Raw genomic sequence first — 24,951 nt, 5'->3', positions numbered from 1 at the left:
ATAGAGATGTCTGAAGTCCTGGTCGTCGTCGACCACGTCGACGGCGCGATCCGCAAGCCCACCTTCGAGCTGCTCACCCTGGCCCGCCGCCTGGGCGAGGCCTCGGCGGTCTTCTTCGGCTCCTCCGACAAGGGTGCCGAGGCCGCGCAGAAGCTCGGCCAGCTCGGCGCCGAGAAGGTGTACGTCGTCGACGACACCGAGATCAAGGGCTACCTGGTCGCCCCCAAGGCCGAGGCGCTGGCCCAGCTGGTGGAGAAGACCTCCCCGGCTGCGGTCCTCTTCGTCTCCGGCTACGAGGGCAAGGAGGTCGCCGCCCGCCTGGCGATCAAGACCGGCTCGGGCCTGATCACCGACGCCGTCGACATCGAGGAGGGTGGCGTCGTCACCCAGTCCGTCTTCGCCGGCAGCTACACCGTCAAGGGCAAGGTCACCCAGGGTGTCCCGCTCATCACGGTCAAGCCCAACTCCGCCCCGGTGGAGGAGGTCGGCGCCGCCGGCACCGTCGAGGAGTTCGCCGCGACGATCTCCGACTCGGCCAAGAAGGCCCAGATCGTGGCCCAGCAGCCGCGCAAGGCCTCGGGTCGCCCCGAGCTGACCGAGGCCGCGATCGTGGTCTCGGGCGGTCGTGGCACCGGCGGCAACTTCGAGCCGGTCGAGGGCCTGGCCGACGCGCTCGGCGCGGCGGTCGGCGCCTCGCGCGCCGCGGTCGACTCCGGCTGGATGCCGCACACCTTCCAAGTGGGCCAGACCGGCAAGGTCGTCTCCCCGCAGCTCTACGTCGCCAACGGCATCTCCGGTGCGATCCAGCACCGCGCCGGCATGCAGACCTCGAAGACGATCGTCGCGGTCAACAAGGACGAGGAGGCGCCGATCTTCGAGCTCGTCGACTTCGGCGTCGTGGGCGACCTGCACTCGGTCCTCCCCGCGGCCACCGAGGAGATCAACAAGCGCAAGGGCTGACCACCAGCCCGCCGCTCCTCACGCGGCGTACGACGGCCCGTCCGAGCACCTGCTCGGGCGGGCCGTCTCGCATGTCCGGGGCACGGGGGCCTACCCGGTCCAGCCCGGAGGGCCGGGAGGTGGTTGGAACCCGGGGGAGTGGGGAGGCTGCCAGCGTGCCCGGAACCTCGGGCGTCTCGTCAGCAGGAGCTCTCGCGTGACCGCTTTCCTCATCATCGGCCTGGTCGGCGCGTTCCTGCTCCTCCTCTCGCTGGTGCTCGGGGACGTCCTCGACGGGGCGCTCGACGCGCTGGCCGGCGACGCGTTCTCGACCGCCGTCATCGGCGCGTTCGTCGCCGCGACCGGCTTCGGCGGTGCCGCGGCCCAGGCGCTCGGGGCGCCCGCCGCACTGTCCCTGCCGGTCGGGCTGGCGGCCGGCGCGCTCTTCGCCTGGATCGCGGGGTCCCTCACCCGCCTGGTCCGCGACGGCGGCACCGACGCGACCCCCACCGGAGAGGACGCGCTCGGCCGTGACGGCCGGGTCGTCACCACCATCCCCGACGGCGGCTTCGGCGTCGTCGACGTCCTCGTCGGTGGTCATGTGCTGCGCTTCAACGCCCGCGCCGACCGCCCCCTCGACCAGGGCGTGCGCGTCCACGTCACCAGCGTGCTGTCCCCGACGGCGGTCACCGTGGCCCCGCTCTGGGACGAGCTGACCTGACCTGACCTGACCACCCGCACCACCACCACCACCACCACCACCCCCACCACCCCGCTGAGACCCGGAGGACCCGGATGGACCTGTTGCTACCCGTCGGAGGGCTCGTCGTCCTGCTCGTGCTGCTGGTGCTGCTCGTCACCAGTCGCTACAAGGTGGCGGGGCCGAACCAGGCCTTCATCGTCACCGGGCGCAAGGGCAAGGCCGTGCTCAACCCGGAGACCGGGGCGCTGACCACCGACCTGTCGGGGCAGAAGGTCATCCTCGGCGGCGGCACGTTCGTGATCCCGTTCGTGCAGAAGCTCGGCGTGCTCGACCTCTCCTCGCGACGCATCTCGGTGCAGATCCGCGGCGCCGTCTCCGGCCAGGGCATCAAGCTGAACGTCGAGGGCGTGGCGATCGTCAAGGTCGGCGGCAACGCCGACCAGATCCGGCTGGCCGCCCAGCGCTTCCTCAGCCAGCAGGCGGACGTCGAGGCGTTCACCCAGGAGGTGCTCGCGGGCGCGCTGCGCTCCATCGTCGGCGGCCTGACCGTCGAGCAGATCATCCGCGACCGCGCCGCCTTCGCCCAGCGCGTCGCGGACGAGTCGGAGAACTCGTTGACCGGCCAGGGCCTGATCCTCGACACCTTCCAGATCCAGGACGTCACCGACGACGGCACCTACCTCGCCGACCTCGGCCGGCCCGAGGCCGCGCGCATCCAGCAGGCCGCCTCGATCGCGGAGGCCAACGCGCGGCAGGCCGCCGAGCAGGCGCGGATCCTCGCCGAGCAGGAGATCGCGATCTCCCAGCGGGCGCTGGCGCTCAAGCAGGCCGAGATCAAGGCCGAGACCGACGCGGCCGCGGCCAACGCCGCCGCCTCCGGCCCGCTGGCCCAGGCCGACCGGGACCAGGCGATCCTCCTGGAGCAGGAGAAGGTCGCGGTCCGGCAGGCGGCGCTGACCGAGCGCCAGCTGGAGACCCAGGTCCGCAAGCCGGCCGACGCCGAGCGGTACAAGGTCGAGCAGGAGGCCGAGGCCAAGCGCAGCGCCGAGATCGCCGGCGCCGAGGCCCGCAAGGCCTCGACCATCGCGGCCGCGCAGGCCAAGGCCGAGGAGGCCCGCCTGACCGGTGAGGCGGAGAAGTCCCGCCGCTCCGCGCTCGCCCAGGCCGAGGCCATCGAGGGCGAGCGCCGCGGTGAGGCCGAGCGGGCCCGCCGCGTCGCGGAGGCCGAGGCGACCCGGGCCGAGGGCGAGGCGCAGGCGGCGGCGACGCTGGCCGTCGGCCACGCCGAGGCCGAGGCGATGGACAAGCGGGCCGAGGCGTTCGCGCACTACAACGACGCGGCCGTGCTGCAGATGCTCATCGAGGTGCTCCCGCAGATCGCCCGCGAGGTGGCCGCCCCGATCGCCGCGATCGACCAGCTCACCGTCATCTCGCCCGACGGGGCCGGCGCCCTGCCGCGCCAGGTCAACGACAACGTCGTGCAGACGCTGAGCATGCTCAAGACCTCCACCGGTCTGGACCTCGAGGCGCTGGTCAAGGGTTCGATCGGCAAGGCCACCGGCAAGGCCACCGGCGCGGTCGGCGGCGACCCGGTCCCGGCCACGAACGGCACGACCGAGTCGTAGCCGCTCCTGCCCGGCACGGTCGTGTGCCTGCGGACGCGGCGAGGCGCGTCCGTGGGCACACGACCGCCGGCCCTTGACCACCGGCCGCGACCACGTCGTGGTGGGCCGGTGGGCGCAACTACGCTCGGCCCCATGACCAGCAGCAGCACCGAGCAGGACGTCGTCGACCTCGCGATCCGCGCGCGCGAGGCCGCGCGGGTCCTCGCCCTCGCCACCCGCGCCCAGAAGGACGCCGCCCTGGAGGCGATGGCCGCCGCCCTGCTCGAGCAGGCGCCGACGCTGCTGGCGGCCAACGCCCAGGACACCGCCCGCGCCGAGGAGGGTGGCACCCCGCCCAACGTCGTCGACCGGCTGCGGCTCACCGACGACCGGCTCGCCGGCATGGCCCAGGGGCTGCGCGAGGTGGCCGGCCTGCCCGACCCCGTCGGCGAGGTGCTGCGTGGCGGGACGCTGGCCAACGGGCTGGAGCTGCGGCAGGTGCGGGTGCCGTTCGGCGTCGTCGGGATGATCTACGAGGCCCGCCCCAACGTGACCGCCGACGCCGCCGGGATCTGCCTGAAGTCGGGCAACGCGGTGCTCCTGCGCGGCAGCTCCAGCGCGGCCGCGAGCAACGCGGCGATCGTCGAGGTGCTCCGTGACGCGGCCGTCTCGGCCGGGCTCCCGGCCGACGTGGTCCAGCTCGTCGCGAGCGAGTCCCGCGACACCGTCAAGGCGCTGATGCGGGCCCGCGGGCACGTCGACGTGCTCATCCCGCGCGGCGGCGCCGGCCTCATCCGCTCGGTGGTCGAGGAGTCCACCGTGCCGGTCATCGAGACCGGCGTGGGCAACTGCCACGTCTACGTCGACCGCGCGGCCGACCTCGACCGTGCGCTGGCCGTCGTGCTCAACGCCAAGACCCACCGCACGAGCGTCTGCAACGCCGCGGAGTCGCTGCTGGTCCACGCCGACCTGGCCGAGACGTTCCTGCCGCGGGTCGTCGCCGCCCTCCAGGAGGCCGGGGTGACCATCCACGGCGACGCGGCGTTCGCGGCGTACGACGGCGTGGTGCCCGCGACCGAGGAGGACTTCGCCACCGAGTACCTCTCCCTCGACATCTCCGCCGCGGTCGTCCCCGACCTCGGCGCCGCGATCGACCACGTGCGGCGCTTCTCCAGCGGGCACTCCGACGCGATCCTCACCGAGGACCTGGGCGCGGCCCGCCGGTTCGTCGCCGAGGTCGACTCCGCCGTCGTGCTGGTCAACGCCTCGACCCGGTTCACCGACGGCGGCGAGCTCGGGTTCGGCGCCGAGATCGGCATCAGCACCCAGAAGCTGCACGCCCGCGGCCCGATGGGCCTGCCCGAGATGACCTCGACCAAGTACGTCGTCACCGGCGACGGCCACGTCCGCTGACCGGCACCCGGCGCGCCGAGCGGGCCCGGTAGGGTGCATCCCATGCTGAACGCGCTCGTCGTCCTCGCCGCTGCCGAGGAGTCCCACCACGAGATCGACCACGCCCTGAGCTGGGGGATCGGCGTGGGCTTCCTGGTCGTCCTCTTCGGCATGCTCCTGGCCCTGATGGCCTTCGGCGGCGGGCGCGAGCACAGCTGAGCACCATGACCGAGCGCCGGCGCCGTGTCGGCGTGATGGGCGGGACCTTCGACCCCATCCACCACGGCCACCTCGTGGCGGCGGCGGAGGTCCAGGCCTGGTTCGACCTCGACGAGGTCGTCTTCGTCCCGGCCGGGGACCCCTGGCAGAAGTCCGACCGGGTGGTCTCACCTGCCGAGCACCGCTACCTGATGACGGTCATCGCGACCGCCTCCAACCCGCGGTTCACCGTCTCCCGCGTCGACATCGACCGGCAGGGCCCGACGTACACGATCGACACCCTGCGCGACCTGCGCGAGGCGATGCCGGACGCGGAGCTGTACTTCATCACCGGCGCCGACGCGTTGGCCGACATCTTCACCTGGCGCAACGCCGAGGAGCTCTTCGCGCTCGCGCAGTTCGTCGGCTGCACGCGCCCGGGCTACACCATGGACGAGGCCACGCTGGCCTCGATCCCCGCGGACCGGGTCACCATGGTGGAGATCCCGGCCCTGGCGATCAGCTCGACCGACTGCCGCGCACGCACCCGTCGCGGCGAGCCCGTCTGGTACCTCGTGCCCGACGGCGTCGTGCAGTACATCGCCAAGCACGACCTCTACCCACCGGACGTCCCGGCCCCCGTGCCGGCGGACACCACCCTCGGAGACTCATGACCGCCACCGACCACGCCATCGAGCTCGTCCACGCCGCCGCCCGCGCGGCCAGCGACAAGCTCGCCCAACAGATCGTCGCCTTCGACGTCAGCGAGCAGCTGGCGATCACCGACGCCTTCGTCCTCGCCTCCGCCACCAACGACCGCCAGGTCAAGGCGATCGTCGACGAGGTCGAGGACAAGCTCCGCGAGATCGGCGCCAAGCCGATCCGCCGCGAGGGCGAGCGCGACGGACGCTGGGTGCTCATCGACTACGGCGACGTCGTCGTGCACGTCCAGCACGAGGAGGAGCGCGCCTTCTACGCCCTCGAGCGGCTCTGGCGCGACTGCCCCACGATCAAGCTCCCCGCCGACGTCACCTCGCACGAGCGCTGAGCACGAGCGCTGATGACGAGCGCTGAGTCCGGGCCGCGGCGGCTGGTGCTGCTGCGGCACGGGCAGACGGCCTACAACGCCGAGAAGCGGATCCAGGGCCAGCACGACGTCGAGCTCGACGCGACCGGGCACGCGCAGGCGGCGGCCGCGGCGCCGTACGTCGCGGCGTACCGCCCGACCCGGCTGGTGACCTCCGACCTCGCGCGCGCCCGGCAGACCGCGGCGTACGTCGCGAAGGAGACCGGGCTGGACGCCGAGCACGACCCGCGGCTGCGCGAGGCGATGCTCGGTGTGCGGGAGACGATGACGCACGCGGAGTACGCCGCGCAGGCGCCGGCGGAGTTCGCGGCGTTCCTCGCCGGCGACTGGGACGTCGTGCCCGGCGGCGAGGGCCTGGCCGCCCTGCGCGCCCGGATGACCGACGCCCTGCGCGACGCGCTGGCCGCCACGCCGGCGGGGGAGACGACCGTCGCTGTCTCCCACGGCGGCGCGATCAAGGTCGGCGTCGCCTCCCTCCTCGGCTGGCCCGACGAGGCGGCGCGGACCCTGCGCGCGCTGCGCAACTGCCACTGGCTGGTCCTCGAGCAGCGCCCCGGCGCGGGCGCGGAGCCGGGCCTGGTGGTGCTGGCGGCCTACGGGCTGACCCCGATTTCGTCTTCGGAACGGCTTTGAGTAACATTCTGCGAGCCGCCTGACGGGGAGACCCGGACGGCAGCGACCTGGGGCTGTGGCGCAGCTGGTAGCGCATCTGCATGGCATGCAGAGGGTCAGGGGTTCGAGTCCCCTCAGCTCCACCAGGACGAACAGCAGGGCCCGACGGCATCGCCGTCGGGCCCTGCTGCATCTCCGGCGCTGCTTCCCGACCCGGCCCGGGCGCGACCGCGGCGGGGGCCCGGCCCCCGTAGACTCGCGGGGTGGTGAGCATGCGGTCGGACGAACGTGTCGAGGTCACCGAGTTCGCGATCGCCGCGCCGGTCGTCGAGGGCGCCACGGTCTCGCTGCGGTACGCCGCGCGGGCCGGGGAGCGGACCGTCGAGGAGCTGACCGAGGTTGTCGAGCTGCCCGGCACGCTGGACCACGTCGACCCGCGGGTGCGCGACCAGGTGCTGCGGCTGCTCGCGCTCGCGGCCTCGCTGAGCTACTTCAAGGCCTTCGCCCCGGTGCCGATGGCGGTGCCCGGCGGGCTGACCGCCCGCGAGCGGCGGTTCCTGGAGGAGCTGACCCGGCACGGGCTGGGGGAGTTCGCCTACGTCAACCAGATGCCGGAGGTCTTCGCCACGACGGTGCACGCCGACGAGCTGCCCGAGCCGGCGGCCCCGGCGCCCGCCCCGGACGCCGACCCGCAGCGGCTGCTCGTGGCCGTGGGCGGCGGCAAGGACTCGATCGTCTCCATCGAGGCGGTCCGGGGGGCCGGCTTCGACGTCGGGCTGTTCTCGGTCAACAGCTACACCCCGATCACCGACACCGCCGCGGTCGCCGGGATCGACCTGCACTCCGCCCGCCGCCGGCTCGACCCCACGCTGTTCCGGCTCAACGAGGCCGGCGCGCCCAACGGCCACGTCCCGGTCACCGCGGTCAACTCCCTCGTCGCGGTGCTGACCGCGCTGGCGCTGGGCTACGACACCGTCGTGTTCAGCAACGAGGCCAGCTCCTCCTTCGGCAACGTGGACTGGCACGGGCGGACGATCAACCACCAGTGGTCCAAGAGCCTGGAGTTCGAGCGGCTGCTGCGCGCGAGCCTGCCGGCCGGCGCGCCGACGTACGTCTCGCTGCTGCGGCCGGTCACCGAGCTGCGCATCGCCCGCCGCTTCGCCGACCACACGGCGTACCACCGCGTCTTCACCAGCTGCAACCGCGCCTTCAAGCTGCGCGAGGGCGACCGGACCACCTGGTGCGCGGACTGCCCCAAGTGCCGCTTCGTCTTCCTCTGCCTCGCGCCGTTCCTGCCGCGCGAGGCGCTGCTGGCGATCTTCGGCGGGCGGGACATGTTCGCCGACGAGACCCAGCTGACCGGGTTCCTCGAGCTGCTCGGCGCCGAGGGCCTGCTCAAGCCGTTCGAGTGCGTGGGGGAGCCCGACGAGTGCCGGGTCGCCGTGGCGCTGCTGCGCGAGCACCCCGAGTGGCGCGACCACCCCTTCCTCGCCCGGCCCGAGCTCGCCGAGGTCACCGCGACGCCGGCCGAGCGCGAGGGCGTCTTCGCCTTCCGCGAGGGCGAGCACCTCCTGCCGCCCGCGCTCGAGACGGTCGCCCGTGCGGTATGACGAGCTCGCCGGCCGCGCCGTCGTGGTGTGGGGAGCGGGCCGGGAGGGACGCGCCGCGCTGGCCGAGCTGACCGCCCGCGGCCTGGCGCCGACCGTCGCGCTCACCGGCGTCGACGACGTGCCGGCCGACCTGCGCGAGGTCGCGGTCGCCGGCCCGGCGGCGATGGAGCGCCTCGCCGCGGCCGACGTGGTCGTGAAGTCGCCCGGCGTGCCGCACACCGCCCCGGAGTTCCTCCGGCTCCGCGAGCTCGGCGTGCCGGTGACGTCCCTGACCGACCTGTGGCTCTGCGAGAACGCCGACCGGGTGGTCGCGGTGACCGGCACCAAGGGCAAGAGCACCACCGCGGGGCTCGTCCACCACCTGCTGCAGGCCACCGGCGTGCCGGCGGCGCTCGTCGGCAACGGTGGCACCCCGGTGACCGCCGACGACCGCTCCGCCGGGGTGGCCGTCGCGGAGGTCTCCAGCTACCAGGCCGCCGACCTGACCTGCTCCCCGCGCGTCGCGGTGGTCACCTCGCTCTACCCCGAGCACCTGCCCTGGCACGGCGGCTACGAGCAGTACGTCGCCGACAAGCTCAACCTGGTCGCGCACGGCCCCGAGGTGGTCGTCGTGCCGGACGTCGCCGGGGACCTGGCCACCCTGGTGGCGACCCGGGCGACGCCGGGCACCCGGCTGGTCGCCCCGGCCACCCTCGGGCTGGTCGTGGACGAGACCGGCCTGGACTGGGCCGGCGTCGGCCACGTGCCCGCCGCGGACCTGCCGGTGCGCGGCCGGCACAACCTGGTCAACCTGGCGCTCGCCGTCGCGGCGGTCGACGTCTCGGGCCTCCTCCCCGCGGGCAGCCGCCCGGCGCTGCTCGCCGCGACGCGCACCTTCGCCCCGCTGGCGCACCGGCTCGAGGAGCTCACGGGCGCCGACGGCCGCACCTGGGTCGACGACAGCCTGGCCACCGCGCCGGAGGCCGTCGTCGCCGCGCTCGAGACCTACCCCGCCGCGCACGTCACGCTGCTGGCCGGCGGCGCCGACCGCGGGCTGTCCTTCGCCCCGCTGCTGTCCTACCTCGCCGCGCGCGACCCCGCCGCCCCGGTCGACGTGGTCGCCGTCGGGCCCGCCGGCGCCCGGCTCGCCGCCGACCTGCCCACCGCCCGGCTCGCCCCCGACTTCGCCACCGCCCTCGCCTGGGCCCGCGCGGACACCGACGCCGCGGTCGTCCTGCTCTCCCCGGGCGCGCCGAGCTTCGATGAGTTCGCCTCCTACGAGGAGCGCTCCGCCGCCTTCCGCGCCGCGGCCGCCCGCCCGGCCGACAGCCCGGCGCGGTGAGCGGCCCCGACCGGCACACCCTCGACGGCGTCGAGGTCGACGCGGTCCCGCCCGCCTTCGCGCTCCAGGGGTACGGCGTCTACACGACGTTCGTCGCCGTCGACGGGTCCGTCCTCGACTGGCCGCGGCACCTGGACCGGCTCACGCGCGGCACCCGCGAGCTGTGGGGCCACGAGCTGGACCGCGCCGAGGTCGGCCGGCTCGTCCGCGAGCACCTGCGGGCGCGGCCGGGCGCGGCGTCGGTGCGGGTGACGGCGTACCCCGCCCGGCTCGACCTGCACGACCCCGCCGCCGCCGCCGGCTGCCGCGTCCTGGTCTGCTCCGGCCCGGCCGCCTGGCCGCCCGCGCCGACGCCGGGCCTCGCCGTCCGCTCGGTCGAGCACGCCCGCGAGCTGGCGCACCTCAAGGCCACCCACCTGCTCACCCAGGTCCGGCTGCGCCGCGAGGCCCAGCTCGCCGGGTACGACGACGCGCTGCTCACCACCGGGCTCACCACGGGGCCCACCAGCGGGGCCCGGGTGCTGGAGGGGGTGACCTGGTCGGTGCTGGTGTGGCGCGGCGAGGAGGTGGCCACCCCGGACGGGGGCGACCTGCTCGACTCGGTCACCGTGGCGGCGCTGCTCGAGGTCGCGACCGGCCTCGGCCGGCGCCCGGTGCGCCGCCCGGTCCGCCTCGCCGAGCTGGTCGAGGCCGACCTCGTGCTCGCGGTCAACGTCCACCACCCGGCACGCCCGGTCGTGCGTCTCGACGAGCACGAGCTGGCGGTCGACCAGGACCTGCTCGCCGCGGTCGCGGACGGCTTCGGCGCGTTGCCGCGGGACCTCGTCTGAGCCTCCGACCCGGTCGGTAACCTCAGCGCGTGCGCACCCCACCGGTCCTCGCGGCCCGCCGCGAGGACCCGGTCGTCTCCTGGACCGCGGCCATCGGGGTCGCGCTGCTCGCCCTCGTGCTGCGGCTGTGGAACCTCGGCGAGCCCCGCCAGTTCCAGTTCGACGAGACCTACTACGCCAAGGACGCCTGGTCGCTGGCCAACCACGGCTACGTCCGGGAGTACGTCGAGGGCGCCGACGAGAAGATCCTGGACGGCACCACCGACGGCCTGTGGCAGTCCGACCCCTCGATGATCGTCCACCCCGAGGTGGGCAAGTGGCTGATCGCGCTGGGGGAGCGGATCTTCGGGATGGACCCGTTCGGCTGGCGGTTCGCCTCGGCGGTCGTCGGCGCGCTGATGGTGCTCGTCATGGTCCGGCTGGTGCGCCGGATGACCCGCTCCACGATGCTCGGCGTCGTCGCCGGCCTGCTGCTGATGTTCGACGGGCTGCACTTCGTGCTCTCCCGGCTGGCGCTGCTCGACATCTTCCTCGCCTTCTTCACCCTCTGCGCCGTCTCGTGCGTCGTGGCCGACCGCGACTGGTACCGCGCCCGGCTCGCCGCGCTGGCCCCCGAGCCGGTCACCTCCGGCTGGGGCCCGGTGCGCGGGCTGCTGTGGCGGCCCTGGCTGCTCGGGGCCGGGGTGTTCTTCGGGCTCGCGGTCGGCACCAAGTGGACCGCGGCGTACCCCCTGGCCGCCTTCGGCCTGCTCGTGTGGGCCTGGAGCGCCGGCGCCCGCCGTGCCCACGGCGTCCGCCGCCCGGTGCTGCGCTCGGCGCTGGTCGACGGCGTGCCGGCGTTCGCCTGGATGGTGCTCGTCGCGCTGGTCGTCTACGTCGCCTCGTGGACCGGCTGGCTGGTGCACGCCGACGAGTACGAGAAGAGCCTCTCCTCGACCCAGTACACCCAGTTCGAGGCCGAGCGGCCCTGCGACGAGGACGGCAACGAGGCCAACGACGACGACTCCGGGGCGCGCTGGCCGACCGCGACCGAGCCCGACGCGTCGGGCCCCGGCGAGGTGGCGCAGTCCCTGCGGTCGCTGTGGAGCTACCACCAGGACCTGTTCACCTTCCACACCCACTACCTCAACTGCAGCGAGCACGACTACGCCTCCAAGCCCGCGGGCTGGCTGCTGATGAACCGCCCCGTCGGGGTCGCCGCCGACGTCGACATCCAGCCCGGCACGCGCGGGTGCGAGGCCCCCGAGGGCAGCGACTGCCTGCGCCAGGTGCTCCTCATCGGCACCCCGGTGCTGTGGTGGGGCGGCGTGCTGGCGCTCCTGGTCGCCGTCACGACGTGGATCGGCGCGCGGGACTGGCGCGCGGGCGTCGCCGTGGTCGGCACCGCCTCGACCTGGCTGCCCTGGCTCCAGTACGACGACCGGCCGATCTTCTTGTTCTACATCTCCCTCGCGCTGCCGTTCGTGGTGCTGGCGATCGTGCTGGCGATGGGCAGGCTGATCGGGCCCTCCCGGGTCCCGACGACCCGCCGCACCGTCGGGGTGGTCGTCTCCGGGTCGTTCCTGGTGCTGGTGATGTTGAACTTCGCCTGGTTCTGGCCGATCTTCACCAACGGCCTGCTCACCCACGGGGACTGGCTGGACCGGATCTGGTTCCAGCGCTGGATCTGAGCGGGTCGACGCGGGCGCCGGCAGGGGTCAGGATGGCGCGATGACGACGTACTCCGGCGCCGAGGGGTTCGCGGGCGCGACCTTCCTCCAGACGAGCTTCCAGGGCGCCACGCTGCGCTTCTCCGACGTCAGCGGCGTGACCATGCGCAGCGTCGACGTCGACGGGCTGGACATCGACAGCCACGACCTGTCCTTCGGCAGCCTGCTGGTGAACGGCGTCGACGTGGTGCCGCTGGTCGAGGCCGAGCTCGACCGCCGGTTCCCCGGCCGCGCGCTCCAGCGCTCGCAGACGCCCGAGGGCCTGCGCGAGGGCTGGGCGGCCGTCCGGGCCGCGTGGCAGGAGACCGTGGCGGCCACGCCGCCGGACCTGGTCGACGCCCACGTCGAGGACGAGTGGTCCCTGGCCCAGACGCTGCGGCACCTCGTGCTGGCGACCGACGCCTGGCTGCGCGGCGGGATCCAGCGCGTCGAGCAGCCCTTCCACGAGATCGGTCAGGTCTTCACCGGCGCGGAGGGGATGGGCTTCGACATGTCGGTCTTCCGCGCGGACCCGCCCACCTTCGAGGAGGTCCTCGCCGTGCGCGCCGAGCGGCAGGGGCTCGTGACCGACGTCCTCGCCACCGTGACACCCGAGCTGCTGGCCGAGGAACGCGCGGACCCCTGGGGCGGCGACTGGCGGCCCACCGTGGGTGACTGCCTCCGCGTGATCCTCGAGGAGGAGTGGGCGCACCTGCGCTACACCCGGCGCGACCTCGACCGGCTCGGCCTGCCCGTCTAACCCCGCCGGTCTAACCCCGCCGGTCTAGCCCCGCCGGTCTAGCCCCGCTGGGGCAGGTCGAGGGAGCGGACGACCAGGTCGTCGCGCTGGACGAACTTCGCCAGCAGGCGGGCGAAGATCTCCTTCTCCTCGAGCGTGAAGTCCTCCAGGCTGTCGAGGATCCGCCCGCGGCGCTCGTCGGCGGCGTCGAGCAGGAGGCCCCGCGCGCGCTCGGTGAGCCCGACGAGCATCGGCGCCTCGCCACCGGTGCGGGCCGCCAGGCCGCGGGTGACCAGGTCGTCGACGAGGCGGCGCGTCTCGGCGGCCGGCAGCCGCAGCTGGGCGATCAGGTCGGCCTCCCGCAGCGCGCCGAACCGGTCGACCCGGATCAGGACCACCAGCGCCAGGCGGCCCATGCCCGGCGACATCCGTTCGGCGACGCGCGCGAGGTAGGCGTCGCCCTGCACGGCGTACTCCGAGAGCGCCTCGTGCAGCAGGTCCTCGACCCGGTCCATGTCGACCTCCCCTTCCGGTGGCGGCAACCGATCAACGATCCCTTGCCGTCTCCGTCCCTGGGACGTGACCGTAACGCTCGTCACACCGGGGCGCCGGTGCTCTACGGTTTCTGCAACCTGTTCCACTCAGGAGGCGCGATGAGCCAGCAGTTCAACCTCTCCACGGTCTTCGCGACGGTGGCCGCCACGGTCCCCGACCAGGAGGTGCTGGTCTGGCGGGACCGGCGGCTGACCTACCGCGACCTCGAGCGCCGGGTCGACGGGCTCGCGCACTTCCTCGTCGAGCAGGGCCTCGGGTGCCACGTCGAGCGGTCCGGGCTGGCCGGCCACGAGTCGGGCCAGGACCACGTCGGGCTCTACCTGCGCAACGGCAACGAGTACCTCGAGGGGATGCTCGCCAGCTACCGCGCCCGCACCGCCGCGGTGAACGTCAACTACCGCTACGTCGAGGAGGAGCTCGCCTACCTGCTCACCGACGCCGCGGCGACCGCGCTGGTCTACCACGCCGAGTTCGCGCCGCGGGTCGCCGCGATCCGCGACCGGCTGCCGCACCTGCGGGTGCTGGTCCAGGTTGCCGACGACTCCGGCCACGACCTGCTGCCCGGCGCGGTGGACTACGAGTCCGTCCTCGGCACGCCCGAGCCGGCCGCCGGGATGCCCGAGCCGTCCCCCGACGACCTGTTCGTGCTCTACACCGGCGGCACGACCGGGATGCCCAAGGGCGTGCTGTGGCGCCAGGACGACATCTACGTCACCTCGATGGGCGGTACGCCGTTCGGCACGACCGAGCCGCATGCGTCCTACGACTCGATCGCCGAGGCGGCCCGCACTGCCGGCGGCGGGATGACCCTGCTGATGGCGCTGCCGTTCATGCACGGCGCCGCCCAGTGGTCGACGTTCCACACCCTGACCAGCGGCGGCCGGATCGTGCTGCCCCACCACGTCGACCACCTCGACGCCGCCGACGTGCTGACCACTGCGATCCGTGAGGGGGCGGTCAGCATTCCCGTCGTCGGCGACGCCGTGGTGCGCCCGCTGATCGACGAGATCGAGCGCGGCGACTACGACCTGTCCGGCATCGCCGCGATCAACAACGGCAGCGCGCCGCTGACCCCCGCGGTGCGCGACCGCTTCCTCGAGCTCGCGCCGCACATGGTCGTCATGGACGCCGCCGGCTCCTCCGAGACCGGGCTGCAGATGAGCTCGATGTCGCTGAAGGGGATGGAGGCCGACGCCGCGACGTTCGCGCCGGTGCCGGCGACGACCGTGGTCGACGACCTGCTCACCCGCGTCCTGCAGCCGGGGGAGGGCGGGGGCTGGCTGGCCCAGCGCGGGCGGGTGCCCCTGGGCTACCTCGGCGACGCGGCGAAGACCGCCCGGACCTTCCCGATCATCGACGGCGAGCGGTTCTCGATCCCCGGCGACCGCGCGGACCTGCTCGAGGACGGCCGGATCCGGCTGCTCGGGCGCGACGGGGTCACCATCAACTCCGGCGGGGAGAAGATCTTCGTCGAGGAGGTCGAGCGCGCGCTCGCCCACCACCCCGCCGTCCGCGACGTCGTGGTGGTCGGCCGGCCCTCCGAGCGCTGGGGGAGCGAGCCGGTCGCCGTCGTCCAGCTCGAGGAGGGGGCGACCGCGACCGACGAGGACCTGCTCACCGAGTGCGCCCGGCACGTCGCGCGCTACAAGGTCCCGCGCGCGGTGATCCGGGTCGGGGTGGTCGAGCGCTCGCCGTCGGGCAAGGCCGACTACCGCTGGGCCAAGCAGCGGGCCGTCGCGCCGGAGGGGGCGCCCGCTTAGGGGAGCCTTCCCTTTCTGGAACCGATCCAGAAAAGTCGCTAAGTTGGCCCCTATGACCGATCTCCTGCAGCCCGACAGCACCCACGTCGCCAAGCCTGCCTTCACCGCCTCCGAGCAGCTCGCCTCGCACCTGCAGCAGCTCAGCGTGGACCTCATCGAGCTCCACCTCCAGGGCAAGCAGGCGCACTGGAACGTCGTCGGCCTCAACTTCCGCGACCTCCACCTGCAGCTCGACGAGGTCGTCGACGCCGCGCGGGAGTTCTCCGACCAGGTCGCCGAGCGGATGCGCGCGCTGTACGTCGTCCCCGACGGCCGCTCCGCCGCCGTCGCCGAGCAGACCTCGCTCCCGGCGTTCCCCGCCGGCGAGGTCAACACCGCCGAGTGCGTCGACCTGATCACCACCGCGATCTACGCCGTCACCGGCACGGCCCGCCGCATCCACGACGACGTCGACGCCGAGGACCCCACGACGGCCGACATCCTGCACGTCATCATCGAGCGGCTCGAGCAGCTCGCCTGGATGATCGACGCCGAGAACCGCGTCGCCAACCGCAGCCTGCCGCGCTCCATCCACCGCTGAGCCGGTCCGGCCCCCGCGCGCCGGCCGTCAGGCCATCTCGAGCTCGTCCCAGTCGACGGTGGCGGTGCGGGCCTGGTACTCCGCGACCAGGCCCGGCCAGTTGGTGGTGATCCGGGGGCCGTCGACGTACCAGCTGTTGCAGCCGGCCCAGGCGCTGGTCGCCAGTCGCGACTGCATCTCGCGGTCGTAGGCGTCGGCGGCCTCGGCGGTCGGCTCGACGGTGCGCAGCCCGCGGTCGGCCAGGCGGCGGACGACCTGGGCGATGTAGCCGGCCTGGCCCTCCATCATCCCGATGATCGAGCTGCCGCCCAGGTTGGTGTTGGGGCCGTAGATGCAGAACAGGTTGGGGAACCCGGGGACCGTCATGCCGAGGTGGGCGCGCGCGCCGTCGGCCCAGTAGCGGTGCAGGTCCACGCCGCCGCGGCCGGTCACCTTCATGGGGAAGAGGAACTCGGTGGCCGCGAAGCCGGTGCCCCAGATGAGCACGTCGGCCTCGTGCAGGCGGCCGTCGGCGGTCCGCACGCCGTTCGCCTCCAGGCCGGTCACCTCGTCGGGGACGACCTCGACGTGCTCGCGGGCCAGCGCGGGGTACCAGTGGTTGCTGAAGAGCACCCGCTTGCAGCCCAGCGGGTAGTCCGGCACGAGCTTGCGGCGCAGCGCCGGGTCCTTGACCCGCGCGCGCAGGTGCGCCCGCCACGTCGCCCCGATCGCCGCCATCAGCGGCTTGGTGATGGGGGAGTCGCCGGCCAGGGCGCCGTTGAAGCGCTCGGTCAGCCAGAAGACCGCGCGCCGCTCGGCGCGCAGGGCCGCGGGGAACCGCTCGAAGAGCCGGTGGTGGTGCGCCTTGTACTGCTGGTCGGGCTTGGGCAGCACGTAGGGCGCCGAGCGCTGGAAGACCGTGATCGAGCCGACCCGGTCCACGATGCCCGGCACGAACTGCACCGCGCTCGCCCCGGTGCCGACGACCGCGACCCGCTTGCCGTCGAGGTCCACGTCGTGGCGCCACTGCGCAGAGTGGAAGGCCGGGCCGTCGAAGTGGCCGGGCACCTTCGGCAGGGCGGGGTTCGAGAGCTGGCCGACCGCGGAGACCAGCACCTCGGCCTCGAAGGTCTCGCCCGCGGCGGTCTCCACGCGCCAGGTCGCGCTCGCCTCGTCGTACGCCGCCGTGGTGACCTCCTGGTCCAGGCGCACCAGGTCGAGGAGGCCCTCGTCCCGGGCGGCCGAGCGGAGGTAGTCCAGGATCTCCGGCTGGGTGCCGTAGCGGCGGCTCCAGCGCGGGTTCTGCGCCCACGACCAGGAGTAGAGCGGCGAGGGCACGTCGCACGCCGCACCCGGGTAGGTGTTGTCGCGCCACACCCCGCCGACGTCGCTCGAGCGCTCGAGCACCGTGATGTCGGTGATGCCCTGCTCGCGCAGCGCGCGGGCCGCCCCCAGTCCGCCGAACCCGGCGCCGATGATCACCACGCGTGGTCCCTGCTGCTCAGCCATGGCCTCATCCTGGGTGCGCCGCGCGGGTCGCGTGGAGACTTCCCGGCCAGCGTGCTTGATAATTCCGGCCATGGGTGGGGTCGAGGTCGTCGAGCCGGCGGCGCGGGACTGGGAGTTCCCCCGCGCGGCCGCCGGCACCGCGCACCTGGTGGCGTACGCCGCCGCGCGCGGCGTCCCGGCCCGGGTCGTGCTGGCCGGCACCGGCCTGCGGGAGGGGGACCTGGACGCGCCCGGCCGCGAGGTGACCGCCGCCCAGGAGCTGCTGGTCGTGCGGACCCTGCAGCGGCTGCTCCCCGGCTCCGGCGAGGACGTCGGCGCGACCTACCGCGCCTCCTCCTTCGGCGTCCTGGGCTACGCCCTGCTCGCGAGCCGGACCGTGCGGGAGGCGATGGAGGTCGCGCTGCGCTTCATCGACCTCTCCTACGCCTTCGCGCTGCCGCGCGCCGAGCTCTCCGGTGACCGGGTGCGGCTCGTCGTCGACGGGCGCGGGCTGCCCGCGGACGTGCGGGCGTTCCTCGTCGCCCGGGACACCACCGCGGTCCACGTCGTCGCCGACGCGCTGGTGCCCGGCGGCCTCGGCGCGACCCGCCGCCTCGGCCCGGACACGGGGGTGCTCGACCTCGCCGTGGGCGAGCTGGACCGGCCGCTGCCGCGCGAGGCGTCGGTGGCCGGCGAGCGGCTCGCCGAGGACATGTGCCGCGACGTGGTCGCGCGGCGCCGCGAGCGCACCGGCATCGCCCGCGACGTGCAGGTGCTGGTCACCCAGCGGCTGCCCGAGGGCGCCCCGATGGCCGCGGTCGCCGCCGGCCTGGGCCTCAGCGAGCGCAGCCTGCGACGCCGGCTGGCGGCGGCCGGGGTCGGCTACCGCGCGCTCGTGGAGGAGGTGCGCGAGTCGCTCGCCCGCTCGCTGCTGGAGTCGCGCGCGACGCTGCCGGTCGCCGACGTCGCTCGACGGCTGGGGTACGCCGACTCCGCGGCGTTCACCCACGCCTTCACCCGGTGGACGGGGGTGCCCCCGGCGGCGTACGCCCGCGGCGAGCGGGTCAGGTGATGGTCATCCCGCCGTCGACGACGAGGGTCTGCCCGGTGATGTAGCCGCCTGCGGGGGAGGCGAGGAAGACCGCCGCGGCGGCGAGCTCGGCCGGGTCGCCCTTGCGGCCGACGGGGATCCGGTCCCCGCGCGACTCGAGGTAGCCGGGCGGGTACTGCTCGGTCATCTCGGTGTCGAAGAAGCCGGGCGCGATCGCGTTGACCCGGATGCCCTTGCGGCCGGTCCACTGCTGGGCCAGGTCGCGGGTCAGGCCGAGCAGGCCGGCCTTGGACGCGGCGTACGCCGCCTGGGGCAGGCCCGCGGTGGTGAGGCCGAGCACCGAGGAGATGTTGACGATGCTCGAGCCGGGCTGCATGACCCGGCCGCAGGCCTGGGCCATCCAGTAGCAGCCGTTCAGGTTGACGTCGACGACGCCGCGGAACTCCTCGGGCGACTCCCGGGTCGCCGGGACGGCCGTGCCGATGCCGGCGTTGTTGACCAGCACGTCGACGTGGCCGAGCTCCTCCATGGCCAGCGCGACGAGGTTCGTGCACGAGTCGGGGTCGGCGACGTCGGTCGGCACCACCAGCGCGCGGCGGCCCGTGGCCTCGACCAGGCGGGCGGTCTCGGCGAGGCGGTCGGCGCGGCGGGCGCCGAGCACGACGTCGGCGCCGGCCTCGGCGAAGGCCTGGGCGAACGCGACGCCGAGGCCGCTCGAGGCGCCGGTGACGACGGCGACCTTGCCGTCGAGGCGGAACATGTCGGTGACGGTCATGCGCCGAACTCTAGGTGGACAGGCCGAGCGTCTCGCGCAACGCGTCGGCGGCGCTGACCCGCGGCGACCAGCCCAGCTCGGTCTTGGCCCGCGTGGTGTCCATGAGCGCGGGGTGGGCCAGGGCCTCGATCCACTGCGCCGGCTGGGGCAGGCCCGGCAGCGCGGCGGCGAGCCGGGCGGCGGCGTGGGCGGGCGCGGCCGGGAGCGGCACGGGCACGCCGCCGAGGATGCGGACCACGTCGGCGGCGGTCAGGGTGTCGTCCGCGGCGATGTTGTAGGCGCCGGGCGGGCCGGCGGCGACCACGCACTGCAGCAGCGCCCGCCCCACGTCGCCCTCGTGCACCAGCTGGAGCGGCAGGTCGGGCACGAGCACCGGCACCGGCGGGAGCCGCTTCGGCACGCTCTGGAGCAGCCGCCCGAGGCCGGCGGCCCACTCCGGCAGTCGCGCCTTGCCGCCCACGGCGTTCGGGCCGACCACGATCGGCGGGCGCAGCAGGTAGAGGTCGATCCCGTCGTGCTGGGCGGCGGCCTCGCGCAGCAGGCCCTCGAGCTCGGCCTTCTCCCGGGCGTAGAACAGCCGGTCCGCCGGCCGGGTCGGCCAGTCCTCGCCGATGCCGACCGGGTTGTCGGCGTGGAAGCCGTACGCCGCCACCGAGCTGGCGTAGACGAAGCGCCGCGCGCCCGCCTCGGCCGCTGCGTGGAAGGCGTTGAGCGTCCCGTCGACGTTGATCGCGCGGGTCTGCTCCGCGGCCCCGCCGACGATCGCGAAGGCCAGGTGCACCACCACGTCGGCGCCCGCGAACGCCTCGGCCAGCGCGGCCGGGTCGCGCACGTCGCCGCGCCGGTAGGTCGTCTTGACCCAGCCGCGCTCGGCCGGGTCGACCGCGCTGCGCGCGACGCCGACCACGCGGCGTACCCGGTCGTCGGCCTCGAGCAGGGGCACCAGCCCCGCGCCGAAGGTGCCGGTCGGGCCGGTGACGGCGACGGTGAGGTCGGTCTCGGGGCGGTCGGTCATGGCGGGCCGATACCCGTCTGGCGCTCGCGCTACCATGAGCCCCATGCGCAGGACCCTGCTCCTTACCTAGCCGCGTCGACGAGCACGACCCGACGCGGCTGCCCCTCGTGACCGAGGGGCTTTTTTCATGGGCGCAGTCATGCCCCAGGCAGGACCACCCCGGGGGCGTGCCCGGGAGCAGACGACCACCCCCACGTGTGAGACGGGAAGAGACGCAGATGAGCGAGCAGCCGGGCCGGACCGACGAGGCCGCGACGTACGACATGGCGGCGGCGCAGGAGAAGTGGCGCGCGGTCTGGGACGACCTCGACCCCTTCCGCGCCGGCAGCGCGGCGCCGGGGGCGGAGAAGCGCTACGCGCTGACGATGTTCCCCTACCCCTCCGGCGACCTGCACATGGGTCACGCCGAGGTGATGGCGCTGCACGACGTGATCGCGCGCTACTGGTGGCAGAAGGGGTACGACGTCCTCAACCCGATCGGGTGGGACTCCTTCGGCCTGCCGGCCGAGAACGCCGCGATCCGCAACGACGAGCACCCGGCGACCTACACCTACGCCAACATCGAGACCCAGGCGGAGTCCTTCCGCCGCTACGGCATCTCCTTCGACTGGTCGCGCCGGCTGCACACCTCCGACCCGGAGTACTACCGCTGGACCCAGTGGCTGTTCCTGAAGTTCCGCGAGCGGGGCCTGGCCTACCGCAAGAACAGCCCGGTCAACTGGTGCCCCCACGACCAGACGGTGCTGGCCAACGAGCAGGTCGTCCAGGGCATGTGCGAGCGCTGCGGCGCCGAGGTGACCAAGCGCGAGCTGAACCAGTGGTACTTCAAGGTCACCGACTACGCCCAGCGGCTGCTCGACGACATGGACGCCCTGGTCGGCACCTGGCCCGACCGCGTGCTGGCCATGCAGCGCAACTGGATCGGCCGCTCCGAGGGCGCCCACGTCGACTTCGACATCGAGCTGGCCTCGGGGGAGACCCGCACGGTCACGGTCTTCACGACCCGCCCCGACACGCTGTACGGCGCGACGTTCATGGTCGTGGCCGCCGACGCGAAGCTGGCCGCCGAGGTCGTCGCGCCCGCGCAGGAGGCCGCGCTGGCGGCGTACGTCGAGGAGGTCCGCAAGGCCACCGACATCGACCGGCTCTCCACCGAGCGCCCGAAGTCCGGCGTGGACCTGGGCGTCACCGCGGTCAACCCGGTCACCGGCGAGCGGATGCCGGTGTGGGCCTCGGACTACGTGCTGGCCGACTACGGCACCGGCGCGATCATGGCCGTGCCCGCGCACGACCAGCGCGACCTGGACTTCGCCAAGGCCTTCGGGCTGCCGGTGCGGCGCGTGGTGGACACGGGGGAGGAGAACCCCGAGGAGACCTACGTCGCCACGACCGGCGACGGCACCTACGTCAACAGCGGCCCGCTGGACGGCCTCGCCGACAAGGCCGCCGGCATCGCCCGGATCATCGAGCAGCTGGAGGCCGACGGGCGGGGGACCGGCACGGTCAACTTCCGCCTGCGCGACTGGCTGCTGAGCCGCCAGCGCTTCTGGGGCGCGCCGATCCCGATCGTGCACTGCCCCGACTGCGGCGAGGTCCCGGTGCCCGAGGACCAGCTGCCGGTGCGGCTGCCCGACGACCTGAAGGGCGCCGACCTCAAGCCCAAGGGCGTCTCCCCGCTGGCCGCGGCCGAGGCGTGGGTCACCACCGAGTGCCCCTCCTGCGGCGGCCCCGCCAAGCGCGACAGCGACACGATGGACACCTTCGTGGACTCCTCGTGGTACTACCTGCGCTACCTGGACCCGTCCTACGACCAGGGCCCCTTCGACCCCGAGCAGGCGCGGGAGTGGATGCCGGTCGCGCAGTACGTCGGCGGCGTCGAGCACGCGATCCTGCACCTGCTCTACTCGCGCTTCTTCACCAAGGTGCTGCACGACATGGGGATGGTCGACTTCGTCGAGCCGTTCGCCGCGCTGCTGAACCAGGGCCAGGTCATCAACCAGGGCAAGGCGATGTCGAAGTCGCTGGGCAACGGGGTGAACCTGGGCGAGATGATCGACACCTACGGCGTCGACGCGGTCCGGCTGACCATGGTCTTCGCCGGCCCGCCCGAGGACGACATCGACTGGGCCGACCTCTCGCCGGGCGGCTCGGTGAAGTTCCTCCAGCGCGCCTGGCGGCTGGCCGGCGACGTCACCTCCGCCCCCGGCACCGCCCCCGAGGGCGGCGACGTCGCGCTGCGCAAGGCCACGCACAAGACGCTGCACGAGGTCGAGCAGCTGATCGAGGCGCACCGGTTCAACGTGGTCGTCGCGCGGACCATGGAGCTGGTGAACACCACCCGCAAGGCCATCGACGCCGGATGCGGACCCGCCGACCCCGCGGTGCGGGAGGCCGTGGAGACGGTCGCGATCCTGCTGTCGCTCGTGGCGCCGTACACCGCCGAGGAGATGTGGGAGCGGCTGGGCCACCAGCCCACCGTCGCCCGCGTCGGCTGGCCCACCGTCGACCCCGCGCTGCTGGTCGAGGACACCGTGACCGCGGTCGTCCAGATCCAGGGCAAGGTCAAGGCGCGGCTCGAGGTCGCCCCGGACATCTCCGAGGCCGACCTGGAGCAGCTCGCGATGGCCGACCCGGCCGTCGTCCGCGCGATCGACGGCCGCCCGGTCCGCAAGGTGGTCGTGCGGGCGCCGAAGCTGGTCAACGTGGTGGTCTGAGCCCATGCCGGGTCGCACCGTCGTCGTCACCGACTCGACCGCCAGCCTCCCGCCGGAGGCGGCGGCCGAGCACGGGGTCGTCGTCGTGCCCCTCCAGGTCGTCATCGGCGCGGAGGTGCACGACGAGGGCGGGGGCGGGGCGACCCCGGAGATGGTCGCCGCGGCGCTGAAGTCCTTCACCCCGGTGAGCACCTCGCGGCCCTCCCCGGCGGTGATGGCCGAGGTCTACGAGCGCGTCGCCGCCGACGGGGCCACCGAGATCGTCTCGGTGCACATCTCCGGGGACATGAGCGGCACCTTCGAGTCCGCCCAGCTCGCGGCCCGCTCGGCGCCGGTGCCGGTCGTCGCGGTGGACTCCCGCCAGGTCGGGGTGGCGACGGGGTACGCCGCGCTCGCGGCCGCCGAGGTCGCCGCCGCCGGCGGCACCGCCGAGGACGCGGCCGCCGCGGCTCGTGCTCGGGCCGAGGTCTCCTCCTCGCTGTTCTACGTCGACACCCTGGAGTACCTGCGCCGCGGCGGGCGGATCGGCGCCGCCGCCGCGCTCCTCGGCGGGGCGCTCGCGGTCAAGCCGCTGCTGACCATCGCCGAGGGCCGCGTGGAGTCCCTGGAGCGGGTGCGCACCTCCCAGCGCGCGATCTCCCGGCTCGAGGAGCTCGCCGTCGAGGCCGCCGGCGACCGGCCCGTCGACGTCTGCGTCGCCCACCTCGCCTCCGCCGACCGCGCGGCCGCCCTCACCGGCCGCCTCGCCGACCGGCTCGGCGAGCAGCTCGAGGGCCGCGAGGTCTGGTGCGGCGAGCTCGGCGCCGTCCTCGGCGCCCACGTCGGCCCCGGCATGCTCGCCGTCTGCGTGGCGCCGCGGTTGTTCTGAGGGCCGGGGGGTCTGTCGGGGTCCCCGGTTAACCGGTGACTCCTGCACATATCAGGGGTGATCTGCCCGGCGAGCTCAATCGGTCTAAGCAACGCTGACCGATGGGAGTGTGGCGTTGCCGAAGTTGTTCTCGTACGAGACGCGTGATGAGTTCTTCGAGTTGGTCTGTGGTGGGTTCTCTTTGCAGAGAGCCGCGGAGGTTGTCGGGGTGTCGGCTGATGCTGCGACCAGCTGGTGGCGATCCTCGGGGCTTGTGACTCCCGTGATCCAGTACGGCGCTGTGGGTGGCCTTCCCGGTACCGCCGCCCCGGGTGTACCCGGCGCCCAGGGCCCCGACGAACCAGGCCGGCAGCGGCGGCCGTTGACCAGCGAGGACCGCTCCGCGATCGCGGTCGGGCTGATGTGCAAGTGCTCGTATGCGCAGATCGGGGCGATGATCGGGCGCGACAAGTCCGTGGTGTGGCGTGAGGTGGCCCGCAACCGCGGCCCGGACGGCTCGTACTGGGCGCCGGTCGCGCACCGGGCCGCGCACGAGCGCCGCCGCCGGCCCAAGGACTTCAAGCTGGTCGTGAACCGCGGCCTGTGTCGTCGGATCGAGGCCTGGATGGACGAGGGCTGGTCCCCGGGGCTGATCGCGGCCATGCTGCGCCACCAGCACCCGCACATGATCATGGACCGTGTGTCGCACGAGACGATCTACCGGGCGCTGTACGTCCAGACCCGCGGCAGCCTGCGCAAGGACCTCGCCGCGCAACTGCTGACCAAGCGGCGCACCCGCAAGCCCCACGGCGCGGTCGACGGACGCGGGAAGTCGCTGTACCGGGAGGCGTTCACGATCAGCCAGCGGCCCGCCGAAGCAGCCGACCGCGCGGTCCCCGGGCACTGGGAAGGCGACCTGATCTTGGGAGCCGGCAACCGCTCGGCGGTCGGCACCCTGGTCGAGCGGTCCACCCGGTTCGTGATCCTGCTGCACCTGCCCGGCCGCCATGACGCCGCTTCGGTCGCCGAGGCGATGATCCGCGAGATGAGCCAGCTACCGATCCACCTGCGGCGATCCCTGACCTGGGACCGCGGATCTGAGCTGGCCAACTACCGCGACGTCGAGGCTCGCCTCGAGATGCCGGTCTTCTTCTGCGACCCCCACTCGCCCTGGCAACGCGGCACGAACGAGAACACCAACCGGCTGCTGCGGTTCTGGCTCGAGAAGGGCACCGACCTCTCACTCCACACCGCCGACGACCTCGCCCGGATCGCCGCCACCCTCAACCGCCGTCCCCGGCCTACCCTCGACCTCAAAACCCCAGCCCAAGCGCTGGCCGAACTGCTCGCCAACCCGGCAGCAGCATGACCGTTGCTAAGACCGATTGAGCTCGCCCCCTGGTATGTGCAGGAGTCCCCTGAGAAGTGGTGCTGGTGTGACGGGTGGGGCGTCGGGCGGCCCAC

General features: G+C 73.7%; 23 protein-coding genes and 1 tRNA gene. 20 read left to right on the top strand and 4 right to left on the bottom strand.

The features are described 5' to 3' along the window. Positions 1 to 6 precede the first annotated feature (6 nt). The 14 genes from HPC71_RS14735 to HPC71_RS14670 all read left to right on the top strand — a co-directional run bounded on the left by HPC71_RS14735 (position 7) and on the right by HPC71_RS14670 (position 12,744). On the top strand, positions 7 to 960 hold the full coding sequence (locus HPC71_RS14735; RefSeq protein ID WP_154614965.1) for an electron transfer flavoprotein subunit alpha/FixB family protein: 954 nt from the start codon (positions 7 to 9) through the stop codon (positions 958 to 960). A 196-nt stretch (positions 961 to 1,156) separates the two neighbouring features. Then, a complete protein-coding gene (locus HPC71_RS14730) occupies positions 1,157 to 1,660 on the top strand; it encodes an NfeD C-terminal domain-containing protein (RefSeq protein WP_154614966.1) in 504 nt (167 codons plus the stop codon). A 74-nt stretch (positions 1,661 to 1,734) separates the two neighbouring features. After that, the gene (locus tag HPC71_RS14725) at positions 1,735 to 3,267 is read left to right on the top strand and encodes a flotillin family protein (protein WP_154614967.1); all 1,533 of its coding nucleotides are present in this window, start codon (positions 1,735 to 1,737) and stop codon (positions 3,265 to 3,267) included. Between the two features lie 132 nt (positions 3,268 to 3,399). Beyond that, entirely contained in the window at positions 3,400 to 4,659 is a 1,260-nt protein-coding gene (locus HPC71_RS14720) for a glutamate-5-semialdehyde dehydrogenase (protein ID WP_154614980.1), read from the top strand. 42 nt (positions 4,660 to 4,701) lie between these two features. Further along, the gene (locus tag HPC71_RS14715) at positions 4,702 to 4,857 is read left to right on the top strand and encodes a hypothetical protein (RefSeq protein WP_171896855.1); all 156 of its coding nucleotides are present in this window, start codon (positions 4,702 to 4,704) and stop codon (positions 4,855 to 4,857) included. 5 nt (positions 4,858 to 4,862) lie between these two features. Continuing rightward, on the top strand, positions 4,863 to 5,510 hold the full coding sequence (gene nadD / locus HPC71_RS14710) for a nicotinate-nucleotide adenylyltransferase (RefSeq protein ID WP_154613113.1): 648 nt from the start codon (positions 4,863 to 4,865) through the stop codon (positions 5,508 to 5,510). After that, the gene (gene rsfS, locus HPC71_RS14705; protein WP_154613112.1) at positions 5,507 to 5,884 is read left to right on the top strand and encodes a ribosome silencing factor; all 378 of its coding nucleotides are present in this window, start codon (positions 5,507 to 5,509) and stop codon (positions 5,882 to 5,884) included. The genes nadD and rsfS overlap by 4 nt, the downstream gene beginning before the upstream one ends. A gap of 12 nt (positions 5,885 to 5,896) precedes the next feature. Next, complete coding sequence (locus HPC71_RS14700; protein ID WP_154614981.1) at positions 5,897 to 6,556, top strand: histidine phosphatase family protein; 660 nt, start codon at positions 5,897 to 5,899, stop codon at positions 6,554 to 6,556. A gap of 49 nt (positions 6,557 to 6,605) precedes the next feature. After that, positions 6,606 to 6,681 (top strand) — tRNA-Ala (locus HPC71_RS14695). Positions 6,682 to 6,807: 126 nt separating this feature from the next. After that, a complete protein-coding gene (locus HPC71_RS14690; protein WP_490713223.1) occupies positions 6,808 to 8,145 on the top strand; it encodes a MurL-like N-terminal domain-containing in 1,338 nt (445 codons plus the stop codon). Then, a complete protein-coding gene (murD, locus tag HPC71_RS14685; RefSeq protein WP_154614983.1) occupies positions 8,135 to 9,466 on the top strand; it encodes a UDP-N-acetylmuramoyl-L-alanine--D-glutamate ligase in 1,332 nt (443 codons plus the stop codon). Before HPC71_RS14690 ends, murD begins: the two co-directional genes overlap by 11 nt. Next, the gene (locus HPC71_RS14680; RefSeq protein WP_154614984.1) at positions 9,463 to 10,296 is read left to right on the top strand and encodes an aminotransferase class IV; all 834 of its coding nucleotides are present in this window, start codon (positions 9,463 to 9,465) and stop codon (positions 10,294 to 10,296) included. The genes murD and HPC71_RS14680 overlap by 4 nt, the downstream gene beginning before the upstream one ends. A 29-nt stretch (positions 10,297 to 10,325) precedes the next feature. Then, positions 10,326 to 11,966, top strand: a complete 1,641-nt coding sequence (locus HPC71_RS14675; RefSeq protein WP_171896854.1) for a dolichyl-phosphate-mannose--protein mannosyltransferase — start codon at positions 10,326 to 10,328, stop codon at positions 11,964 to 11,966. 40 nt (positions 11,967 to 12,006) lie between these two features. Further along, entirely contained in the window at positions 12,007 to 12,744 is a 738-nt protein-coding gene (locus tag HPC71_RS14670; RefSeq protein WP_154614985.1) for a DinB family protein, read from the top strand. A gap of 38 nt (positions 12,745 to 12,782) precedes the next feature. Here HPC71_RS14670 and HPC71_RS14665 read toward each other — a convergent pair whose 3' ends face one another. Continuing rightward, entirely contained in the window at positions 12,783 to 13,238 is a 456-nt protein-coding gene (locus tag HPC71_RS14665; protein ID WP_154614986.1) for a hypothetical protein, read from the bottom strand. 138 nt (positions 13,239 to 13,376) lie between these two features. Here HPC71_RS14665 and HPC71_RS14660 point away from each other — a divergent pair, with 138 nt between their 5' ends. Both HPC71_RS14660 and HPC71_RS14655 read left to right on the top strand, forming a co-directional pair. Next, complete coding sequence (locus HPC71_RS14660) at positions 13,377 to 15,038, top strand: acyl-CoA synthetase (protein ID WP_154614987.1); 1,662 nt, start codon at positions 13,377 to 13,379, stop codon at positions 15,036 to 15,038. Positions 15,039 to 15,090: 52 nt separating this feature from the next. Next, entirely contained in the window at positions 15,091 to 15,618 is a 528-nt protein-coding gene (locus HPC71_RS14655) for a Dps family protein (RefSeq protein ID WP_154613104.1), read from the top strand. A gap of 27 nt (positions 15,619 to 15,645) precedes the next feature. Here the strand turns inward: HPC71_RS14655 and HPC71_RS14650 are convergent, their stop codons facing one another. Continuing rightward, positions 15,646 to 17,106 carry a flavin-containing monooxygenase gene (locus HPC71_RS14650; RefSeq protein ID WP_154614988.1) on the bottom strand — a complete coding sequence of 487 codons (1,461 nt, stop codon included), beginning with the start codon at positions 17,104 to 17,106 and terminating at the stop codon, positions 15,646 to 15,648. A gap of 70 nt (positions 17,107 to 17,176) precedes the next feature. On the opposite strand from HPC71_RS14650, the gene HPC71_RS14645 reads away from it, so the two are divergent. Then, a complete protein-coding gene (locus HPC71_RS14645; protein ID WP_171896853.1) occupies positions 17,177 to 18,157 on the top strand; it encodes a helix-turn-helix transcriptional regulator in 981 nt (326 codons plus the stop codon). On the opposite strand, the gene HPC71_RS14640 is transcribed toward HPC71_RS14645, so the two are convergent. Both HPC71_RS14640 and HPC71_RS14635 read right to left on the bottom strand, forming a co-directional pair. Further along, positions 18,150 to 18,911: an SDR family NAD(P)-dependent oxidoreductase gene (locus HPC71_RS14640; protein WP_154613101.1), complete on the bottom strand. Its 762-nt coding sequence runs from the start codon at positions 18,909 to 18,911 to the stop codon at positions 18,150 to 18,152. The two genes, HPC71_RS14645 and HPC71_RS14640, sit on opposite strands and share 8 nt — an antisense overlap. Positions 18,912 to 18,921: 10 nt before the next feature. Then, positions 18,922 to 19,926, bottom strand: coding sequence for an NAD-dependent epimerase/dehydratase family protein (locus HPC71_RS14635; RefSeq protein ID WP_154614990.1), 1,005 nt, complete (start codon positions 19,924 to 19,926; stop codon positions 18,922 to 18,924). Positions 19,927 to 20,144: 218 nt separating this feature from the next. Between HPC71_RS14635 and leuS the strand changes: the two genes are divergently transcribed. The 3 genes from leuS to HPC71_RS14620 all read left to right on the top strand — a co-directional run bounded on the left by leuS (position 20,145) and on the right by HPC71_RS14620 (position 24,856). Continuing rightward, positions 20,145 to 22,640, top strand: coding sequence for a leucine--tRNA ligase (gene leuS / locus HPC71_RS14630; protein ID WP_154614991.1), 2,496 nt, complete (start codon positions 20,145 to 20,147; stop codon positions 22,638 to 22,640). A 4-nt stretch (positions 22,641 to 22,644) separates the two neighbouring features. Then, positions 22,645 to 23,508, top strand: a complete 864-nt coding sequence (locus HPC71_RS14625) for a DegV family protein (RefSeq protein WP_154614992.1) — start codon at positions 22,645 to 22,647, stop codon at positions 23,506 to 23,508. Positions 23,509 to 23,623: 115 nt separating this feature from the next. Further along, positions 23,624 to 24,856 (top strand): IS30 family transposase, encoded by a 1,233-nt coding sequence (locus HPC71_RS14620; RefSeq protein WP_154617528.1) that lies wholly within the window; start codon positions 23,624 to 23,626, stop codon positions 24,854 to 24,856. Positions 24,857 to 24,951 lie beyond the last annotated feature (95 nt).

It is taken from the genome of Nocardioides marmotae (assembly GCF_013177455.1).
Taxonomy (GTDB): Bacteria; Actinomycetota; Actinomycetes; order Propionibacteriales; family Nocardioidaceae; genus Nocardioides; species Nocardioides marmotae.
Note: the sequence above shows the minus strand (reverse complement) of the source record. Positions and strands in the feature narration are given on the sequence as shown.

What these genes read in the sequence shown, in the direction of transcription:
- HPC71_RS14670 (WP_154614985.1), top strand. Translation starts at nt 12,007, where the DNA reads ATGACGACGTACTCCGGCGCCGAGGGGTTCGCGGGCGCGACCTTCCTC.
- HPC71_RS14640 (WP_154613101.1), bottom strand. Translation starts at nt 18,911, where the DNA reads ATGACCGTCACCGACATGTTCCGCCTCGACGGCAAGGTCGCCGTCGTC.
- HPC71_RS14735 (WP_154614965.1), top strand. Translation starts at nt 7, where the DNA reads ATGTCTGAAGTCCTGGTCGTCGTCGACCACGTCGACGGCGCGATCCGC.
- HPC71_RS14625 (WP_154614992.1), top strand. Translation starts at nt 22,645, where the DNA reads ATGCCGGGTCGCACCGTCGTCGTCACCGACTCGACCGCCAGCCTCCCG.
- HPC71_RS14665 (WP_154614986.1), bottom strand. Translation starts at nt 13,238, where the DNA reads ATGGACCGGGTCGAGGACCTGCTGCACGAGGCGCTCTCGGAGTACGCC.
- HPC71_RS14715 (WP_171896855.1), top strand. Translation starts at nt 4,702, where the DNA reads ATGCTGAACGCGCTCGTCGTCCTCGCCGCTGCCGAGGAGTCCCACCAC.
- HPC71_RS14660 (WP_154614987.1), top strand. Translation starts at nt 13,377, where the DNA reads ATGAGCCAGCAGTTCAACCTCTCCACGGTCTTCGCGACGGTGGCCGCC.
- HPC71_RS14720 (WP_154614980.1), top strand. Translation starts at nt 3,400, where the DNA reads ATGACCAGCAGCAGCACCGAGCAGGACGTCGTCGACCTCGCGATCCGC.
- nadD (WP_154613113.1), top strand. Translation starts at nt 4,863, where the DNA reads ATGACCGAGCGCCGGCGCCGTGTCGGCGTGATGGGCGGGACCTTCGAC.
- HPC71_RS14700 (WP_154614981.1), top strand. Translation starts at nt 5,897, where the DNA reads ATGACGAGCGCTGAGTCCGGGCCGCGGCGGCTGGTGCTGCTGCGGCAC.
- HPC71_RS14725 (WP_154614967.1), top strand. Translation starts at nt 1,735, where the DNA reads ATGGACCTGTTGCTACCCGTCGGAGGGCTCGTCGTCCTGCTCGTGCTG.
- HPC71_RS14655 (WP_154613104.1), top strand. Translation starts at nt 15,091, where the DNA reads ATGACCGATCTCCTGCAGCCCGACAGCACCCACGTCGCCAAGCCTGCC.
- HPC71_RS14635 (WP_154614990.1), bottom strand. Translation starts at nt 19,926, where the DNA reads ATGACCGACCGCCCCGAGACCGACCTCACCGTCGCCGTCACCGGCCCG.
- HPC71_RS14645 (WP_171896853.1), top strand. Translation starts at nt 17,177, where the DNA reads ATGGGTGGGGTCGAGGTCGTCGAGCCGGCGGCGCGGGACTGGGAGTTC.
- HPC71_RS14650 (WP_154614988.1), bottom strand. Translation starts at nt 17,106, where the DNA reads ATGGCTGAGCAGCAGGGACCACGCGTGGTGATCATCGGCGCCGGGTTC.
- leuS (WP_154614991.1), top strand. Translation starts at nt 20,145, where the DNA reads ATGAGCGAGCAGCCGGGCCGGACCGACGAGGCCGCGACGTACGACATG.
- HPC71_RS14690 (WP_490713223.1), top strand. Translation starts at nt 6,808, where the DNA reads ATGCGGTCGGACGAACGTGTCGAGGTCACCGAGTTCGCGATCGCCGCG.
- rsfS (WP_154613112.1), top strand. Translation starts at nt 5,507, where the DNA reads ATGACCGCCACCGACCACGCCATCGAGCTCGTCCACGCCGCCGCCCGC.